General features: G+C 50.6%; 14 protein-coding genes. 4 read left to right on the top strand and 10 right to left on the bottom strand.

Going from position 1 to position 20,098, the window contains the following annotated elements; genetic code table 11:
- Positions 1–275: 275 nt before the first annotated feature.
- From L976_RS04175 to L976_RS04205, 7 genes are all read right to left on the bottom strand, one after another.
- Positions 276–863: a DMP19 family protein gene (locus L976_RS04175; RefSeq protein ID WP_047534561.1), complete on the bottom strand. Its 588-nt coding sequence runs from the start codon at positions 861–863 to the stop codon at positions 276–278.
- 293 nt (positions 864–1,156) lie between these two features.
- Entirely contained in the window at positions 1,157–1,543 is a 387-nt protein-coding gene (locus tag L976_RS04180) for a gamma-butyrobetaine hydroxylase-like domain-containing protein (protein ID WP_047534564.1), read from the bottom strand.
- Between the two features lie 154 nt (positions 1,544–1,697).
- A complete protein-coding gene (gene hslU / locus L976_RS04185) occupies positions 1,698–3,026 on the bottom strand; it encodes an HslU--HslV peptidase ATPase subunit (protein WP_047534567.1) in 1,329 nt (442 codons plus the stop codon).
- A gap of 18 nt (positions 3,027–3,044) precedes the next feature.
- Entirely contained in the window at positions 3,045–3,569 is a 525-nt protein-coding gene (gene hslV / locus L976_RS04190) for an ATP-dependent protease subunit HslV (protein ID WP_011073856.1), read from the bottom strand.
- Positions 3,570–3,817: 248 nt separating this feature from the next.
- Positions 3,818–4,996 (bottom strand): flagellin lysine-N-methylase, encoded by a 1,179-nt coding sequence (fliB, locus tag L976_RS04195; protein ID WP_047534570.1) that lies wholly within the window; start codon positions 4,994–4,996, stop codon positions 3,818–3,820.
- 244 nt (positions 4,997–5,240) lie between these two features.
- Positions 5,241–5,828 (bottom strand): type II secretion system protein, encoded by a 588-nt coding sequence (locus tag L976_RS04200; RefSeq protein ID WP_047540133.1) that lies wholly within the window; start codon positions 5,826–5,828, stop codon positions 5,241–5,243.
- Between the two features lie 415 nt (positions 5,829–6,243).
- Positions 6,244–6,846: a response regulator transcription factor gene (locus L976_RS04205; protein WP_037422732.1), complete on the bottom strand. Its 603-nt coding sequence runs from the start codon at positions 6,844–6,846 to the stop codon at positions 6,244–6,246.
- A 208-nt stretch (positions 6,847–7,054) separates the two neighbouring features.
- On the opposite strand from L976_RS04205, the gene L976_RS04210 reads away from it, so the two are divergent.
- A complete protein-coding gene (locus tag L976_RS04210; RefSeq protein ID WP_156143149.1) occupies positions 7,055–8,860 on the top strand; it encodes a sensor histidine kinase in 1,806 nt (601 codons plus the stop codon).
- 78 nt (positions 8,861–8,938) lie between these two features.
- Here L976_RS04210 and L976_RS04215 read toward each other — a convergent pair whose 3' ends face one another.
- The gene (locus L976_RS04215) at positions 8,939–9,850 is read right to left on the bottom strand and encodes a LysR family transcriptional regulator (protein ID WP_047534574.1); all 912 of its coding nucleotides are present in this window, start codon (positions 9,848–9,850) and stop codon (positions 8,939–8,941) included.
- Between the two features lie 111 nt (positions 9,851–9,961).
- Between L976_RS04215 and L976_RS04220 the strand changes: the two genes are divergently transcribed.
- The 3 genes from L976_RS04220 to L976_RS04230 are packed head-to-tail and all read left to right on the top strand — an operon-like array spanning position 9,962 to position 12,743.
- The gene (locus L976_RS04220) at positions 9,962–11,098 is read left to right on the top strand and encodes an alkene reductase (RefSeq protein ID WP_047534577.1); all 1,137 of its coding nucleotides are present in this window, start codon (positions 9,962–9,964) and stop codon (positions 11,096–11,098) included.
- Positions 11,098–11,742 carry an ester cyclase gene (locus L976_RS04225; RefSeq protein WP_047534585.1) on the top strand — a complete coding sequence of 215 codons (645 nt, stop codon included), beginning with the start codon at positions 11,098–11,100 and terminating at the stop codon, positions 11,740–11,742. Before L976_RS04220 ends, L976_RS04225 begins: the two co-directional genes overlap by 1 nt.
- Complete coding sequence (locus L976_RS04230; RefSeq protein WP_047534589.1) at positions 11,739–12,743, top strand: polysaccharide deacetylase family protein; 1,005 nt, start codon at positions 11,739–11,741, stop codon at positions 12,741–12,743. The genes L976_RS04225 and L976_RS04230 overlap by 4 nt, the downstream gene beginning before the upstream one ends.
- A gap of 60 nt (positions 12,744–12,803) precedes the next feature.
- On the opposite strand, the gene L976_RS04235 is transcribed toward L976_RS04230, so the two are convergent.
- Positions 12,804–13,964: a putative sulfate/molybdate transporter gene (locus L976_RS04235; protein WP_047534595.1), complete on the bottom strand. Its 1,161-nt coding sequence runs from the start codon at positions 13,962–13,964 to the stop codon at positions 12,804–12,806.
- Between the two features lie 259 nt (positions 13,965–14,223).
- On the bottom strand, positions 14,224–20,085 hold the full coding sequence (locus L976_RS04240; protein ID WP_231570470.1) for a VCBS domain-containing protein: 5,862 nt from the start codon (positions 20,083–20,085) through the stop codon (positions 14,224–14,226).
- Positions 20,086–20,098 lie beyond the last annotated feature (13 nt).

Below are 20,098 nucleotides of genomic sequence, written 5' to 3' on the forward strand. Positions count from 1 at the left end.
GCTAGCTTTCGCAGGTACAGGGACGTTGCCTTCGGAAGCGATAGCAATTTATCCATAAGACCAAGGCCTGATTTATAAATGAAGCGTTAATGCATGTAACTTCGCTAGGGGCGGCAAGGACTCGTGTTAACAAAGAGGCAAGAGGGAATTGCTGTTGATCCCCTCTTGGTCGGGTGTGGGGTGAAGCCCCACGACGTTAAGCTAATGAAATACTGATAGTTTAAGTTAACGCGCCGCTTAATTACTTGCGTAAAGTACTCACAATAAAACCGCAATCATTCGATTGCGTTAACCAATCCAGTTTGTAGTGCATAGCTCTCTAGCTTGATATCAAGATTATCCAAATCTTTATAAAACTCATCATCGAGTTGATTGAGTCGGGCTTCGGCGACTGGATTATCGGTTGCGGCGAGGCGTTGGTCTCTGTCAGTTGGCACGGGAAGGTCGCCAAATACCGCCTGTTTAGCCTGTTGTAGTAGGGCTAACGAATGCATAGCGCCTATTTGCTGAAGGCCGCGCTCGGCAACAGCATAATGCTCACCCGATGAGTTATCGAAATACTGGATAAAGCCGCCGTTGTAGACTTCGCCCGAAAGACAATTGACTGCGTAATAGTGCTGCGCCGCTTCGCTTAGCGTGTGAAAGCCCTGCTTATCGTTATGCACCTGCACCACTATCTCTCGCCACAGGGCTCTAAAAGGGCAGGTTTTATCTAATTCCCGCTCCTTTTGGTAATAGGCTTTTGCCTGTTCGATATTTTCGCGATTGCCGTTTTTGCAGGGCATACATAAGCCTGCGTTGCGCTCGGCGGTGCTGGGCATGATTAAGGTTTTGCAGGCTGTACAGGGGACTTTTTCCGACATTATCTTTCCTTAGATATTCAGGTCAGCAAGAGAAGTAACAGATTCACAAACTACCCATTGTAAAATGACCTGTTTTTAGAGTTTAAGCATACGCAGAGATTAGCGGAATTAAGCATTGTTATGGAAGTGACCGTTGGCGGCATGGATGCCGCCGTCGAGCCTATAGGGATATATTTACGGCGTGTCACTGGAATAACTGTGCTTAATCTATGGCCGAATACTCTTAAACATCTGTCGTTAGCTGTAATGTAATTGTTTAAATCTCACAATTAATAACCAGCTAACCTAATGTATTAGTTGTACTTTATGTTCATCGCGATCAGCGGTTCGCGGGTAGCCTTTTCGGCACGTAGGCGAGCTAGATATTTTTCCCATAGTTCCACTTGGTGAGTGGCGAGATCGTAAAGCACCTGCCAGGAGAATAGCCCTGTATCATGGCCATCGTCGAAGACGATTTTTACCGCGTAGTTACCTACGGGTTCGATGCTGGTGATATTCACATTTTTCTTGTGGGTGATCAGCTTAGGGTTACCGTGACCATGCACTTCGGCGGAGGGGGAATAGACGCGTAACATCTCACAGCTGAGTTGATACTGCTCGCCGTTATCGAAGCTGATTTCTAAAATGCGCGATTTACGCTTGAGCTTAAGATCGGTGACATTGGGTGTGCTAGTGGTCATAGGTAGTGCCAAGAAAATACGGGGAATGGACAAGCTGTAACATAACAATTTGTGGTTAAGGTTACAAAGTGTAAGCCTTAGCCACAGTCACAATTTTGCACGAATGTTCGGTATCTTGGATACCGAACATTGCAGGCTTGGATAACAGCCCTAGTTACAGGATAAAGCGGCTTAAGTCTTCGTCTTGAACCAGATTATCTAAGTGAGCACTCACATAATCGGCATCAATCACAAATGAGCTGCCAGACTTGTCGGAAGCCTCATAGGAGATATCTTCCATCAGCTTTTCCATCACGGTATGTAGACGACGGGCACCAATGTTTTCGGTGCGCTCGTTCACTTGCCATGCCGCCTTAGCAATGCTCTCGATGCCCGACTCGGCAAACTCAATGGTCACGCCTTCGGTGGCCATCAGCGCGATATATTGCTCGGTCAGTGAGGCATGTGGCTCGGTTAAAATGCGTTTAAAATCATCGGCTGATAACGCATCTAGCTCAACGCGGATCGGTAAACGGCCCTGTAACTCTGGGATTAAATCCGAGGGTTTGGCCATTTGGAATGCACCCGAGGCGATAAACAGAATATGGTCGGTTTTCACCATGCCGTGTTTAGTGGTGACTGTGCAACCTTCAACTAAAGGCAACAGGTCGCGCTGAACGCCTTCGCGGGACACGTCTGGACCTGAGGTTTCGCCACGCTTACAGATTTTGTCGATTTCATCGAGGAACACGATACCGTGCTGCTCAACCAATTCAATGGCTTGCTCTTTTAAATCTTCCTGATTAACCAGTTTGGCCGCTTCTTCTTCGATCAACAGCTTAAAGGCTTCTTTAATCTTCATCTTGCGGCGTTTAGCCGGTGCTTGGCCCATGTTTTTAAACAGGCTTTGCAGTTGGTTGGTCATTTCTTCCATGCCGGGTGGCGACATGATTTCAATACCAATTTGCGGCTGCGCCACATCGATATCGATTTCTTTGTCGTCTAATTGGCCTTCACGCAGCTTTTTACGGAAGATTTGACGGGTATTGGAGCTGGTATCTGTGTCGGTGTTGTCCCAGTCATTTTTAGGCTTAGGCAGCAGAGCATCAAGAATGCGCTCTTCAGCGTGTTCTTCGGCGCGTTGGCGGCATTTGCCCATTTGTTGTTCGCGGGTCAGCTTGATGGCGATGTCGGTTAAATCACGGATGATTTGCTCGACTTCTTTACCCACGTAACCGACTTCGGTGAACTTAGTGGCTTCAACCTTGATAAATGGTGCGTTGGCGAGCTTTGCCAAACGGCGGGCGATTTCGGTTTTACCCACGCCAGTTGGGCCAATCATCAGAATGTTTTTTGGGGTAACTTCTTGACGGAAATCGGCATCCAATTGCATACGACGCCAGCGGTTACGTAGGGCGACGGCGACGGAACGTTTGGCCTTTTTCTGGCCGATAATATGGGCATCCAGCTCGTGGACAATCTCACGGGGGGTCATTTCAGACATAATATTCCTCACGGGCTGTTAGTAGTTAAGTTCTTCAATTGTCTTGAATTGATTGGTGAATACGCAGATATCGCCTGCAATAGTCAACGACTTTTCTGCAATTTCCAGCGCCGATAATTCGGTATTTTGTAGCAGGGCTAACGCCGCGGCTTGGGCATAGTTTCCGCCCGAGCCAATGGCGACTAAATCATGTTCTGGCTGCACTACGTCACCATTACCTGTGATGATCAGTGACGCTTCGGCATCGGCGACCACAAGCATGGCCTCGAGTTTGCGCAGCATACGGTCGGTACGCCAATCTTTGGCCAGTTCAACGGCCGATCGTAATAGATGGCCTTGGTGCATCTCGAGCTTGGACTCGAAACGCTCAAATAGGGTAAAAGCGTCGGCGGTGCCGCCAGCAAAACCTGCCAACACTTTGTTGTGATATAAGCGACGCACTTTCTTGGCGTTACCTTTCATGACGGTATTGCCTAGGGAGACTTGGCCATCGCCGGCGATGACAACTTGGTTATTACGGCGTACTGATACGATAGTGGTCACTTTTGAATCCTCTTCTCTTGCCCGCAATGAAAATCCTGCGGTGGATGATGGACTAAATATGGGGATGGATAGTCAGAATTCAAGTTATTGCAGAAAAAGCCAATCGGGTTTACGTGTTCGCGCGCCTTTTGCAACAAAATAACGGCATACGGGGAAGTGGCGGCCTGCTTCAGTCTTGCTACGACTGAAGCGTCGGCTGATTCGCAAAGACTGCCGTTGGCGCTATTTCGGCAGTCTCGCCTCGGCGATCACGAGGTTTTTAGTAGACTGATGGCGGCGGGAATACTATCAATACCACATTCTTGTAATGTCTGATTGATGCCCTGGGCAAATTTCGCTTTATGTTGGCGGACAACGCTATAGAGCTGAAAACAAAGCACTATATCGCTTTCTGTCAGTCCATTATTTTTAAATGCCATGGCAGATAAGTAACAGCGGATCATAAAGCAATCAATCACGAGCAGGCGAAATGCCATCCAAGGCTGCTGCGGATGACTCATGGGGAAATGCTCATGGTAAAGCGAATATAAAATATAACGGTCAAATAAATCCTGATAATTGCTCAACGCAGGCAACGCTTTTTCTTCCCACGCTTTATTTAAATGGTCAATTTGATATTGATTACTCTCATTACACAACAAACCAATTGCGTCATTAAGCGAGGTAAAACGAGGCTTTAAGCTTCTTGAGTGAAGTTTGCATAATTGATCATGTATCGAAACAAAAGCATGGGTTTGAGGCTGTGGTGTGTAGGGTATTTTTTGATATTGCTCATCGATTTGATTGGTTTGGGCCAGCAAGATTAATTGTTCAAAACGCTGATCTATTTGTGCAATAGGAAGAGTATTTTGCCTCACTTGGTCACTGACTTTTACCAATAATCCTATAGCCATGAGTGCCTGTTGCCAATCCACACCCATATTAATTAATAAATCCAAACTGTAATCGTAGGTTTTTTCTAACCATGCAGGATTGGCCGCGGTTGGACGTTTGGCGCCACCGCTCTTTGCCTCAAATTGAAATGCATTGGCGTCAAATAGCACCAGACGGGCAGCCTCAGGGCATGATAGAGATAAACTTTCGTATTTAGTGGTTGCGATAACATTGTCACTACGAGGATAGGTTTTACAGGTGTGACTTAAGGCTGTTTCCCCCGCCGCCGCATGGATGGAACACAACTTCTGCTCGTTTACAAACGGGCATATTCCATTGGCGTTAAGTTTGATTTTTGCCCACTGATTAGCATCGGTTTTGGTTTCAATAAATGCCTCTTTGGCAAGAGACGCGAGTTTTGGATGGTTAAGGGTATTTTTGTAGCTTTTTTTGTCAAAAATGATGGTCCAGTCATGGCAGCAACTGTCTTCACATGCGGCACCTATACAACTGAATTGTGAAGCGTAGCCTGGTGTAACAATGAGATTATTCATTGGCGTTTATTCATCTGAGTGTTCCATAAACAAAAAGGTAACAAATCTATAGGATTAAGGCCAATCTTTGGTGAGTTTGACAACCACATGTAAAAGGAATCTTAGTGTCTGCCCGCAATGAAAATGATGCGGAGGAAAACAAAGTCACTATAGGATGGATAGTCAGAATTCAAGTTATTGCAGAACAAGCCACAGGACGTTGTTGATTTTATGCCCTGTGGCGAAAGCGGATATGCTGGATGGATTAAGGTGCAGATAACGAGGAGCGGCCGACAACAGTTCGTCCATCGAGGGGATAGTATTTTAGCTCCCAATTCTCGCTGCCAAGGCGGCGATCATCCGACACATAGTTAAAGTAACAATAAGTATTAGGGTCACTTATCGCGCCGCCGCTATACCAGTAGACGATGTCGATATTGGGTGCTTGTTGCGTTTCCCAATCCGTGTGTGTGGTAAGGACAAAGTCCTGATTATCGAGTAACGATTGCCACAGTTCTCCGCAGTAAGCGCCTTGTAATTGAGTGCCTTGGCTGCTGCTTTGAGCCGTGTCTTTTCCGAGTGGAAAGCCCGTGGTGGTCGAGTCGATAGTGCCATCACCATAGCAGGCTAGATTTTGGGTATATCCCGAGTGTCCGCCCGCAAGCCAACAACTGTGATACAGCTTGACGCCAGAGGTAAAAGCAGCAAAAGCAGCTTTTGCCCGAGTATCGTGGGCATCTTGACTTAGATTCATAAAGCGCGGGGCTGCGACTACGGCAAGAATGCCTAAAATGATGATAACCACCACTAGTTCGATTAGGGTGAATCCCTTAGATGTGTGTAAACGACTCATACTGCTCACCTGTTGCCAAGATAGTCGCATTCTAACTTCATTTTGAAAAATTATCATTAAGCCATTGATAGATATTAATTTGATTAACAATAGTGCTACATTGATTGTTCGGGTTTTGGGCGGCGAGGCGGGGTTTGTAGGGATAAAAAAATCCCCGAGAACACTGGCCGTACTCGGGGAAAGGTTCAAAAGCAGTGGATCTTTAATGCCTACGGAGCATAAAGGAGAGAACCTAACTTGAGTGTGGCAGTGAATGGTGTTTGATACAAAGCCAAAGATGCAAACTGCGACAGCTTGTCGCAGTTTGGATGAAAACGCCGTCATCAGCGTATTCTAAATGGTCTGAGTTGTATGGAATGAGCGGTTTAATCGTGACGAGAATATATTGCGATTTTTTAGCGTGCTAGTCACTGATTTATAAAACAGAATTTAGATTTCCTAAGTGTTGTACTAACTCTGCCATATTGTTCACTTCAAGCTTTTTCATAATCTTTGCGCGATGCACTTCGATGGTTCTTAAGGATAAATACATGGCTTCGGAGATCTGTTTGTTGGTCATGCCTTGAACCACATGGGCTAATACTTGTTGTTCGCGCTCAGTCAGTTGGGCAAATTTCTGCTGCAGACTCTGTTGCTCAAAGCTGGATTGGCTTTCTTTATGTGCTTTTTCAATCGCTTGTACAAGGGCTTTACCCGACACAGGTTTTTGAAAAAAGTCGCATGCGCCTTTACGAAAAGCGCTTAATGCCATGGGTAAATCACCGTGGCCAGTGAGAAAAATCACTCCTAATGGACTTTGGGTTTCAAGCAGCTTTTGCTGCACTTCTTGGCCAGTGATCTCCGGCATTCGGCTATCTAAGATGACACAGCCCGCTTGAGTTAACGGGCATTGGGCTAAAAAATCCCGCCCACTGCTAAAGGTTTGTACTTGGTAGCCAAATTGCCCGAGCATAAACCCTAAGGAGTCGAGAATCGCTTCATCATCATCGACTAAATACAGCGGCAGCATAGTGGACATGGTTTTCCTTTTGGTGGTGGGACTCTTTATCAGCTTAAGCCTGCCTTATCGTAGGCTCAATTTTAAGCCTAGGTCTTGGGAGGTTTATCACTAAATTAGTTAAATCACTTTAGGGGGAATGCCAGAGTTTGGTGTTATTCACAGCATCATTTTGGCCTTGCGTATAAAGTACTCCGAATACAAAAGCATACAAGACAGGGCGATAGCAATGAGAACTTGGTGTAGGGCAATACTCGTGAGCTGCATATTGAGCGTAATGATGCTTAATTTGTCCTATGCCGATGAAGACATTCCCGTTCATGAATTTAAAGTGGGAGTGCTGGCGAGTCATGGGGTGTTACAGGCAAAACAGCGCTGGCAGCCTATGATGGATTACCTTAGCGAAAACGTCCCTAATAGCCGTTTTGAAGTGGTGCCCGTCGACTTTAATGGCATGCGTAGCCAGTTACTGAGCAATGAATTGCAGTTTATTGTGACTAACCCCGGCCAGTATCTGCACTTGAGTAATAATTTCCCCCTCTCTTGGCTCGCGACCATGAAAAGCCGTAAACATCAGGGCAGCACTTTTACCATAGGCGCGACCATTATTGTGCGTGCCGATAGCCCTATACGTAGCTTGCAGGATTTACGCGGTAAGAATGTGGTTGCTAGCGATCCGCAGGCACTTGGTGGCTATCAGGCTGCGATGGGATTACTGCATAAAATGGGTTATTTACCGGAGCAATTCTTTGGCCAAGTGCGATTTTTAGGATTTCCCCTCGCGCCGCTGATCTATCAAGTGCGCGATGGGAGTGCCGATGCCGCCATTGCGCCTTTTTGTACCCTAGAGGAAATGATTGAAACAGGGCTTATCAATAAGACGGACTATCGTGTCATTCATCCAACCCATCCTCCTGGATATGACTGCGAGGTGAGCACCCAACTCTATCCTAATTGGTCATTTGCGGCGGCGGATACGGTTTCGCCACGGATCACCATGCAAATCACCCGCGCCTTGTTTGACCTGCCCCCAGACCATGTGGCGGCGATTACCGCCGATACTTTAGGTTGGACTGCGCCGGTGAGTCAGCTAAAGGTGATTGAATTATTTAAAGAATTACAGCTGCAAGGTGCATCACCTCCCTTATATCAAACCGTGTATAAATGGATGGAGAAAAATAAAGAGTGGGGTGGGGTATTACTGCTGATCTTTATTGTATCGACCATTTATCACCTGTGGCTCGAATATAAATTCCGCCAAAAGAGCGAGTTTTTAGTCAGTACTGAGCGGCAATTAAAAGACAAGGCATTGCAGTTAGAACGCTTACAAAGTGCGGCGATCCTTGGGGAAATCGGTGCTGGGTTGGCCCATGAGCTAAATCAACCGATTGCGGCGATAACCCAATACAGTGAGGGCGCCATGATACAGCTAGAAAGGCTGGGACAGGACAACCCAGAGCTCTATGATATTTTGGGTAAAATCAACGCACAATCGATACGGGCTGGGGCGGTAGTACACCGTATTCGTGGCTTGCTTAAACGCCGTCAGTCGAAGGCTGAACCGCTGGATGTGACGTTAGTTGTCAAAGAGGCACTGGCCTTATTACGCCGAGAATTAGACCGAGCGGGGGTACAAGTTGACGTACAGGTGCAAGGTCGTCCCTATGAATTGATGGGCGATAGTGTTGGCTTAAGTCAAATGTGGGTCAATTTGGTGAAAAATAGCCTCGATGCGCTGGAAGCATGTGAGGATAACCGTGCACGTAAGTTAAGGATTGAGATCCACTATCAACCCAATGAAATCAAAGTCTTGGTGATTGATAATGGCCAAGGTTTACAGGGACAAGCTAATGAGTTGATGGCCTCTTTTGCCTCGACCAAAGATGCAGGGCTCGGATTAGGTTTAGCGATCTGTAAGGATGTCGTCAGCCGTCACCACGGCAGTATTGAGATTGAAAACTGCAAGCAATCGACACAAACGCCATTGCCTTGGCAGCAAGGCTGTGTGGTGACGGTGATATTACCTCGGGGCTAGAATGAATCGCCGCAGAGTTTTTAAGTATCTATCTTCAGTTGCGGGTGCATGCTGCTTTTTATCAGGCCCAATTATCGTTTAAGGCGCGGGATATTCTTGGCTAAATTGCAGCAGCTTTTGGGCTAAAAATTCAATAGTGCGGCGAATTTTATGGCTAGGATAGTCGGTTTGTAGATAAACCAATTGTAGTGGCACCGCAGGCGCGAGTTTATCGGCTAAGATAAGCTGTAGTCTGCCTTCGGTGACATCCTGCGCCACATCGAGCCAGCTCTTATAGGCGATACCTCGCCCCGCCAGTGCCCAATCGCGCACAACGGCGCCATCATTGCAAAAGCGTTTTCCTCTCACTTCAATCTCTACGGTTTCACTATTATGGCTGAATTTCCATTTCTGCCATGGCTCGCCGCCACGATTTAAGATCAACACTTGGTGTTGGCTCAGCTCGTTCAGTGTTTGCGGTTCACCATATTGCGCAAGATAAGCGGGGGAGGCGACGAGCACCCTTGGCGTCATCGACAGTTGGCGCCGTTTTAGATTGGAATCTTCCAGCTGGCCATAACGCAGGGCTAAATGGATATTTTGATCGATGAGATCCGTCATATGGTCGCCAAAGTACAGCTGAATCGACAGCTCAGGCGCGCTATCCATCAGCTCATCTAGCCAATTGCGGATCCGACTGCGGCCAATGTCCGAGGGCAGAGCGATGCGCACTTCGCCCTTAAGCTCGCCCCTATGCTCGGCCAAATTAGCGGAAGCGGTTTCGAGTAACGCAAGGGCAGGTTTGGCGGCATCGAGAAATATTCGCCCTTCTTCCGTGAGTTGCAACCGCCGAGTTGATCGCGCAAATAGCTGACAACCTAACTTTTTTTCAAGTCGTTGCAGGGCCGCGCTCGCGGCGGCGGGCGTCATGCCGACTTCTTTACTGGCGGCGGACAGGCTTTCTAGTGCAGCAATACGCAGGGCGAGTTGCAGATCGTTTATATGATACATATCAAATTATTTTTGAAAATGATTTAAATAATAGGCTGATTATCAATATAGATTAACTAATGCACAATTGCACCCAGATATTCAATCATCATTTATGGTTCGGGAGTGCATATGAGTTTATTTACAGCCTATGAGTCAGCGGCACTGACACTGCAAAATCGTATTGTTATGGCGCCGATGACAAGGGCGCGTACCACGCAACCGGGTAATATCCCTAATGATTTAATGGCGCAATATTACGCCCAGCGTGCGTCGGCAGGGCTTATCATCAGTGAAGCGACCCAAATTTCCGACGACAGCCAAGGCTACTCATTTACCCCCGGCGTCTATACCGAGGCGCAAATTGATGGCTGGAAAAAGGTTACTGCGGCGGTGCATCAAGCGGGTGGAAAAATCTTTAATCAAATCTGGCATGTAGGCCGAGTGTCCCATCCGATTTTTCAGCAGGGTGCAGCGCCGATTGCACCTTCAGCGATTGCTCCTGTTGGTACTAAGGTATGGATCGTTGATGAGGAGCATCCCGAGGGACAAATGGTAGATTGCCCCGAGCCGAGGGAAATGACCCAAGCGGATATCGACCGCGTGGTGGCCGACTTTGCCAACGCAGGGGCAAATGCCGTTGCCGCGGGTTTTGATGGCATCGAAATCCATGGCGGCAATGGTTATCTCATTGACCAATTCCTGCGGACTAATTCTAACCATAGAACCGACGCCTACGGCGGTACGCCCGAGAAGCGTATTCGGTTTTTATTGGAAGTCGTTAAAGCGGTAAGTGCCCAGATTGGTGCCGATAAAGTGGGCGTTCGCCTTGCACCCTATGTGACCTTTAAGGACATGGCTTGCCCTGAGATTGTCGATACTATCCTGTTGGCCGCCAAACATTTATCGGCGTTGGGCGTAGCGTATTTGCACTTGTCGGAAGCCGATTGGGACGATGCGCCACAGGTGCCTGAGTCTTTCAGAATCGAGCTTCGCAAAGTGTTTAAAGGCAGCATTATTGTGGCGGGGCGTTACGATGTCGAGCGTGCCAATGAGGTTATCGAAAAAGGTTATGCCGACTTAGTGGCCTTTGGCCGTGCCTTTATTGCTAACCCCGATCTGCCCTATCGATTAGCCAATCAATTACCCCTATCGCCCTTCGATAAGGGGCCATTATTTGGCGGCAGTGCGGCGGGCTATACCGATTATCCTAGTTATCAAGCGGCACTGCGCGCCGTCATCCGCTCTAGTGATGATGAGGTGGCATAATGCAAAACCGTATTTATTGCCCTGTTTCTCCTTGGATAAAAGTAGGTTTGTGGAGCTCAGGATTACTCGGCTTAGCCATTATAGGCTTTGCGCTTGCGAGTCTAAGTATGACGGCGTTTGCCGCTCAAGGTGGTTCAACCCAAGCCAGTGTTGATGTCAAAACCGCTCTTACTCCTAAGGTAACGGCAATGGAGCTGATCAGCGATGGTTCACCACAGGCTGAATCGATTGCCCACGCTGCTTTGCTATACGCTAGTTTTTGGGATACTGGTGACCCGACATTTGCCCGCTGGGCATTAGCGACCAGTTTTATTGATCGCACCTTGCCCGAAGGTCGTGCACAGGGGATTAGCGGACCGCTCGACGCCTCTAAAACCTTTAGGGCGGCGGTGCCAGATCTCTCGGTAACCGTTGAGCACTTGCTGGTGGTCGGTGACCGTGCGGTTGTGCGCCTCCGTTTTTATGGCCACTTTACGGGGACCTTTGGTGAACAGCGTGGTCAAGGGCAAAAAATTGATTTTCGCGCCGTAGATATGTACCGCGTGCGTGAGGGTTTTATTACTGATAACTGGCACCTAGAGGATTATCAAACGCTATTTAACCAGCTTGCCTCTAACGCTGTGACCACAGAAGCGAAGTCATGAATCAACGTCGACAATTTTTAAAGACCAGTTTACAGGCGGGCGGCGCTTTGATTGCAGGGGTAGGGCTGAGTCAGTCAGCCTTTTCAATGGGAGTTCCGAGCTTAGTGGCGGTCGATGATCAAACTCAAACTTCGGTAGGAGGCCGTATGAATAAGCGTTTTTGGCCTAATGGCGAGCAACTAGTGATCTCTATATCCATGCAGTTTGAGGCTGGCGCGCAGGATAAAAACGCTGAAGGGCCGTTTCCACCAATGGAGAAAGGCTACCCAGATACGATTACTCCCAGTTGGTACGACTACGGGATGAATGAAGGGATACCGCGTTTGCTGCGTATATGGCGTAAGCACAATATTCACGTGACATCCCATATGGTGGGCCGCGCCGCTGAATTACATCCACAACTTGCCAAACAAGTGGCGGATGAAGGCCATGAGATTTCAGGCCATGGGCAGACGTGGACGCCGCAATACAGTATGTCGCCAGCGCAGGAGCGTGATTCTTATATCCAGAGTATCAATACCTTAGAAAAGATCACTGGTCAGCGTCCTGTCGGGTTTAATGCGTTTTGGATGCGCCACAGCACCCAAACCTTAAATATCCTGCAGGACTTAGGTTTTATCTATCACATTGATGATTTATCAAGGGATGAACCTTCAATTATCCCTGTGCAGGGTAAACCGTTTGCCGTGGTGCCTTATACATTGCGCAACAATGATATAGGTCGCTTTGGTGGTAACACTGCGATGACGGCTGCCGCCTTCTTACAGGAGCTTAAAGACGAATTCGATATGCTTTATCAGGAAGGAGCATCGCAGCGGCGGATGATGTCGATTAGTGTGCACGACCGTATCGGGGGCACGCCAGGTCTTGCCAATGCCTTAGACAAGTTTATTCAATACGCGAAAGAACACTCAAAAGTGGGTTTTATGCGTAAGGATGCGATTGCTAAATGGGCGCTGGCGCAAAAGGATACGCCAACCAATCCTGCAAGAACATTTTAAGAGATAAAAACACAGCACAGGGATGTGCTGTGTTTTTTACTTTCTTGGGGATATTGGCGCTTAACGCATCGCGAGCATGGCCCAAGTGCGGCGACCTTGCTCAAGAAGAATCCCCACGGCAAGCCCTGCCGCGGCGTTAATGGCTAGGCAGGTCACAGCGGTAGATAAGATCACAAAGATACAGAAGGGCTTACCATCAATAAGGCGTTTTGACCACGCCAGTTGCAAACCGCCGATGGACAGCAAACTGCCGAGAATCGCCACAGGAATAAGTCCGAGCAACCATGCCATTTGGCTATCCCAAAACAGGGCGATAACCACACAAGTACCGCCGAAGATTAATGGTGCGAGATGGGTGCGTGCGCCAAAGTGATACTGCACCGCAAGGCCTCCTGCACCATGGCACATGGCTGCCGCCCCAAAAGGCGCGAGTAACAAATTGGCCATCCCAGAGCTAATGGCCAAGTTTTTAGGCGTGAGTTTAGCGGCGTCTTCGGGGAATTTTTCCTGCGCCATGGCCGAGGTGGCTATCACTGCATTGGTTAAGGTGAGGGCGAGCTGGGGCAACACCAGTAAAATCGCCGCCGAGCTCCACTCATTAAGGCTCGGCCAAGCCAAATGCAGTGAGGCGCTCAAAGCGGGAATCGTCAGGCTGCTAGTTATTTCGGTTTGGCTGTTGGCTTGCCACAACATACCCGCTGCGATAACGAGTGGCATGGCAAGGTAACGCAATGGCAAGAATTTACTCACAAACAGTAAGGCAAACGCGCCGAGTCCGAGCAACCAAAAGTCACTCATCATCTTAGTGCCCATCCACATCAATTGCAGACCAATCGCTAATTGAATCCCCACACTCACTGCTTGGGATAATTGCTTGGCAAGCCAAGTAATGGCGCCGCTAAACGCCAAGATTAACAGAATGATACCCATCAGCATGGCACTGGCTTGGAGCATCCCTGGCGTTAAGCCTTGGGCGATCACAAGGGCGGCGATCACCTTCATGGGCTGAACTGGGATCGGACGGCGATAAAATAAGGCGCTAAAGATGGCGAATAGGCCAAAGCCTAAAAATATCCCTTGGGGCGAAAATTGGTTTAGGGCAATTAATCCCAAGACTAAAGGTAAAAATGTGCCTAAGTCAGCAAAGGCTCCGCTGGTTTCACCGAGTAAACGGTTGAGCGGTTGAGTGGGGTGCTGTGTTGGGGTTTTGCCCGCGGTCATAGAGGTTGCCACAATTGAACATTGCCTACTTAGGCAAAATAAATGCCAGATATTTAAGGAGTTAAAGGGGATATAGGGAGTAATTTTCTGAGGTTTTTTTAAGCCGAGAGACATTTTGGCTGTCGAGCGGATGATACTGTGGCCTAAATGTCAGTTATGCACTTTTAGCCTAATAGACCCTAGGTACCTGCCTAGGGTCTATTGCGGATAAGTTATGGTCAGCGAAGAGAACAAGATAAATATTTGTTCTTCCCTTTGACTACATTTGGTTGTGCATGTCGTTTAGAGCGGAATGTAAGAGATCATCATCGTTTGGATTCACCTCTAATTGTGCATGTTCTCCCTGAAAGCCATACTGGTCCAAATGAGGTGTTTTGTGTTCCTCAATCAGTGGATTTTCAAAATGGTTAATCGTAACCATATCTAACATATCAGTATCCATATCTTGGAATGTTGATGATGGTGTGTTTAACGTTGCCAGTTCAATCGGTGTAGTTGGTTGTTGCTCAATAGAATCGGGCATCAGTCCCACCATTTGCAGATAGTGATCGATAGGGGATGTGGTTGCTTGCGCGGAAAAATTGCCTCCCTCAAAAAGGGTTGTATCGACAGATTTATCCTGCGCTGGGTTAGTTTGAGCAGTCTGTTCGTCTACAGATCCCACTAGGAGACTGGCATCATAGTTAACACTACTGACATTCAAGTGGCCACTTGACGCCAAATCAAGGTCATGTGCCGAAGTGGCTAGAGTAGCCGGCTCTGCAACATCAAGATTAACGCTGTCTATAGCTTCAAAGTTTGCTTCATCACTTGATTGTGATGACGTTTGCGCATGGAGTTGCAACTCTCCAAAAGTATATGGCCCGAGGTAGTCTGCCAATGGCGAGACCGCAGTGCCATCCGCCGCACCGCCAAGATCGACGTGTTGCGATGTGTCCGCAAAGTGCAGGTAATCAGCGAGCGGTGAGCCAGTACCACCCTGCTCGTTGGTTACAACTTTAGTGAATACCGGCACCGAGTCGTGACTCTCATCTGTACTATCAGTTGAGGAAGGCAAAGTACTCGCTGCATGGTTCGACAAATCTGATTGACCAGCCTGATGATGCGCGTCCTCCACAATTCCAGCATGCTGTTCAGCGTCAGTGCTTGGTGCCTGTGGCGCCGGAGGAGCAGGTCTGGTAGAGCGCACCGCACTGTCGTCGATACCAGTGATTTCAAGGTGAAGTACTCGCTGATCACTGGTGCCATGCTTATCCGTTGCTACCACCGGAATATCTAGAGAAAGTTTATGCCCTTGAGCAAGGTGATGATAGGCAGCATCGGCAGGGTTGAAACTGAAACTACCGTCTGAGTTAAGCGTAAATCCAGCAACGTGTGCACTGGTACTGAAGGTTCTAGTATCGCCTGAATCCACATCCGAGGCTTGTATGTGACCAGTCAGACGAGGGCCTCCCTCTACAACTGTCAAAACTCTATTCAGATTAGGCATGGCAACTTCCGATGTGGTTTTCTGCACAGAAGATTTGCCGCTGTAGCTGGTGCCATCACCAAAAATAATATCCTCTATATTGTTGGCGGTCCCCCAGCTTTTTCCTGTGGCTATCTCCGTAACCTGTACGTTTCCATAGTTGGTGCCTGAATCGACATGATTAGCAGACGAGGTAATCCGATAAGCACTAGCAGGTTTATCCAGCACAATGTAATCCTTTGGATCTCTCCCAACACTACCACCGCCATCGGCACCGTGAACCGTGGCCGCATCGCTGAAGACGAAAATATCTCCAACAGAATTGCTCCCATGTGCGTTATGACTCAGAGCTGCGTAATCTGAGGCTTGCCAAACCCGCTGATGGGCGCCTGCGTGTACGACGCCGTCAACAATGGAGAATCCACCTCCTGACGCACCACCATCAATATTGATTACGGTATGCGGAGTTGTGACGCCTGTGATTTGGGGGCGATCATTCGTTCCCGTAATCTGGATGGTCAGATTATTTGTAGCAGTTGCACCGGAGCCATCCCGCACCTCGACAGGGATCGTAAGCGTTTGCGTCTGTCCCTGAGCGAGATGTTGGTAGGCAGCATCACTGGGGTCAAAGGTATAACTGCCGTCAGCGTGCAATGTGAAACCGGAGATTTTCGCGGTGGTGCTGAACGCTTGAGTGTCGCCTGTATCAACGTCGGTAGCGACCATCCTGCCGCTCAACTGTGCACCATTCTCAGCGACACTCTTGCTTTGTGCCGCAAGCGTAGGTGCATCGTTCGTGCCGTTGATCGTTACTGTAATGGTGTGCGCCGTGCCGTCCACAGAATGCACGGTTATCGTGTCCTGAAGAGCGTCATGTCGCCCCAGTGCCTGGATGCGAGGATCAGCGTTATTGGCAACGAAATTCCAGTGACCGTTTGCGCCGACCTCAAATTGCCCCAATCCCTTGTCGCCTGATATCAGGCTGCCTGCGGTCGTGCCGGTCGGAATCAGCCGGGACTCGGCAGCACCATCCGGGTCGGTCACACTCAGGATGCCACCCGTACTCAACTTGCCACGCAACACATGCTGGTCTTCGGTGACGGAGCCACTGTCTTGTCCGGAAATGCTTGCCGCATCGGGCGCTGCAGACAGCATCATGGTTGCCGTTTGGCTCACGCGCCCTCCGTGCCCATCGACAAGATCGTAGTGGAACGTCACCTGACCGTTGTAGTTCGCGGCTGGCGTGAATGTATAGCTGCCGTCTCGGTGGCTCACCAAGCTGCCGTGATCGGATGTAATGTTGGTGATGCTCAGGTTGTCGCCATCCACATCGCTGACATGCGCCAAGAGTTGCGCCTTGCTCAGGACAAAGACAGCATCCTCTCGGCTAGCCGTTAGCACCTCGACTTGGGATACTTTCGGGACGTCATTCCTGCCGGTGATGGTAATGATGAGATTTTCTGTGTCGCTCGCCCCTTCGCCGTCGGTCACGGTGATCGGAATGGTGAGCTTCTGGGTCTGGCCGGCGGCCAGGTGCTGGTAAGCAGTATCAGCCGGATCAAAGGTGTAGCTGCCATCGTCATGGAGCACAAAGCCTGCAGTGGTGGAACTGGTGCTGAAGTTCAGGGCATCGCCATGGTCTACATCTTGCGCCACCATCTGTCCGCGTAGCACGCTGCCGTCTTCAGTCACTGACTGACTCTGCGCCTGCAGCACAGGCGCGTCATTGCTGCCCTGCACGGTGATGTGCAGCTCATGGCTGCTACCATCGGCGCTGTGCACCATCAGGGTGTCGGTCAGCGTCTCACCGGCCTTGAGCGCCTGCACGGCGGGGTCGGTGTTATCCAGGCGGTACTGCCAGGCGCCCTGCTCGTCGAGGCTGAAGTGGCCGTGCCGCCCTTTCGCGTCGGCCAGGGCGATGAAGTGCGCTTCGCCGGCATCAGGGTCGACCACGCTCAGCTGGCCGCTAACCTGCGCCTGCGCGGTATCCTCGGTGAGTGTTCCGCTGTCCACCCCGCTGATGGTGGCGGCGGTGCGCTGGGAACTGCCGAACAGCTGCACGGTGACGGTGTGACTCGTGCCATCAGCGCTGGTGACGGTGAAGTTTTCGCTCAGGGATTTGCCTGCCGCCAGCAACAGCAAGGCGCTCTGATGACCATCGGCTTGGTAATGCCAGAGGCCCTGCGCGTCGATGCTGAACTGGCCGTACTGGCCCTTGACATCTTGCTGGGCGGTAAAGTGAGCTTGGTCACCATCGGCGTCGAGCACAGTCAAGTGACCCTGAGTCTGCAGTTGAGCGTCACCATCGACGAGCACGCTGCCACCGTCGGCACCGGCCAGTACTGCGGCCGATCCGTGCGGGTTGAGTAGGCTATGGTTGGGCACACTGCCAAGCGTTCTGATGGCAACGTCGTATTTGGCGGAGCCCGCATAATCCAGCTGCTGCGGATTGCCACTGTTGTTCACATAGAACGAACTGCTAGCGCCCGGCGTTCCCTCGAGAATCAGTTGTGAGCCAGGATGGCTCTTGATCAGTTCGACTAGATGCCCCAGTGGTATATGTGTGCCAAAGGAATCTTGATGAGTGAAGCTCTCCAATACATGGCCATCGGCGGCCACTACTGTGGGTGTGCCGCCCGTAAAGGACAGCTCAAGGCCACTCAGGTTAGCGATATTGCCCGAACTGATTGCGCCCCCTATCGCGGGCCAAGGATCCAACTGGTTGAATAGTGAGTTTGCCACATGGGCCATCACATCCAGGTATGCATCATCCGCCCCCTGAAGAGCAACGCTGATGGTATGTGCCGTGCCATCGAAGCTGTGCACAACAAAGCTGTCACTGACGGTCTGCCCCTTGACTAGCGCCTGCACGGCCCTGCTGTTGTTATCTGCCTGGTAAACCCAGGCACCGTTCTTGTCCAGGCTCAGATGGCCGTAATGGCCCGCAAGATCCTGAATTGGTTGGAAGACCGCCTGGCCGGCATCGGCATCGGTCACCTGCAACTGGCCGCGAGCCTCCAACTGATGGGCGGCATTGAGATTCTGATCCTCGGTGACTGTGCCGCTGTCAGTGCCGCTGATCACCGCATCCTCGGCCGTGCCCTGGATGCTTAGGGTGATCTGATGGGTCGTGCCCTCGGCACTGATGACGCTCACCACCTCGCTGAGCACTCCCGGCAACGGCGGCGTCTGCCATGCTAGGGCCAGGTGCACCGCAGCGTTCTCCGGGTCGGTGAGCATGGTAGCGCCGGAGAGCGGCAGGCCATGCAGCACCCCCATATCGCCGCGATCGTGGACGAAGAATTGTACATCGCTCTGCGAGCCTTGCAGGTGCACTTCATAGCCTGTGCCCTGATGTAGCCAGCTCAGCAGCTCGTCCACCCCGAGCGTGCTACGGCCCTGGGCGTCCATCGCATAGACCACTGGCGTTGTGCCCGATGGGCCACTGAGCACAATGGCAGCGCCCTGCACCGTCAGATCCAGCACGCCGGCTAAGGCGCCCGATTGCCCTTGCGTCAGCGCCTCGCCCACTGCATGAAAGCCCTCCATAGTGGACTGCACCAAAGCTTGCCCTAGCGCCTGGGCCATATTGCCGGTCTCGCCCAGCGTGCCGCCCGGTTTGAGCGCCTGCACCTCAGGCTTGTTGTTGTCCACTGTGTAGCTCCAAGCACCTAGGGCATCGATGCTGAAATGGCCATACTGGGTTGCCACGCCATTTTGCGCGACAAAGTTGGACTGGCCAGCATCGGCATCCTGGATCTGTAATTGCCCCGAAGCATGCAGTAGACCTTGGGCATCGACGTTCTGATCTTCAATCACTCGGCCTGTGTCGACGCCGCTGATGGTGGCACCATCGTTGGTGCCAGTGAGCGTAATCGTCAAATTCGCAGTGCTAGTTGCGCCAGTGCTGTCGGTAACTGTGATGGGGATAGTGAGCGTCTCAGTCTGGCCTTGGGCTAGATGTTGGTAAGCCGCACTGGCTGGGTCGAAGCTGTAGCTGCCATCGGTGTTGAGCGTGAAGCCATCGACCCTATTGGCGAGACTGAAGGAGAGTGTGTCACCGGTATCCACATCCGTGACCACCATCTGCCCGGTGAGTTTGGCGCCATCTTCGGTGACCGATTGGCTTTGCGCCGTGAGCACTGGTGCATCGTTGCTACCAGTGAGGGTCACTGTGACTGCATGGTTAGTGCCATCGGCGCTGGTAACGGTGAAGCTGTCGGTGAGGGTTTCGCCCGCCTTGAGCTGCTGAATGGCACTTTGGCTGTTATCGGCGCTGTAGCGCCACTGACCGTCGGCGTCGAGGCTGAGCGTGCCGTAACTGCCCGCCACATTGGTTTGTGCGGTGAAATGGTCCTGGCCTGCATCCGGGTCGCTGATTGTGAGTTGTCCATGGGTTTCGAGCTGGCCTGCCGTCAGGTTGGCGTCTTCAGTGACGGTGCCGCTATCGACACCCGCAATCACGGCGCCGTCATCATGGCCGTTGATGGTGATGGTCACTGTGTGGGTCGTGCCGCCCACAGACTGGACGGTGATACTGTCGGTGAGGGTTTCGCCCGCCTTGAGCTGCTGGATAGCGGTTTGGCTGTTGTCGGCGCTGTAGTGCCACTGGCCGTCGGCGTCGAGGCTGAACGTGCCGTAACTGCCCGCCACATTGGTTTGTGCG

Origin of the sequence: Shewanella sp. ZOR0012 (assembly GCF_000798835.1) — a bacterium.
Lineage (GTDB): Bacteria > Pseudomonadota > Gammaproteobacteria > Enterobacterales > Shewanellaceae > Shewanella > Shewanella xiamenensis.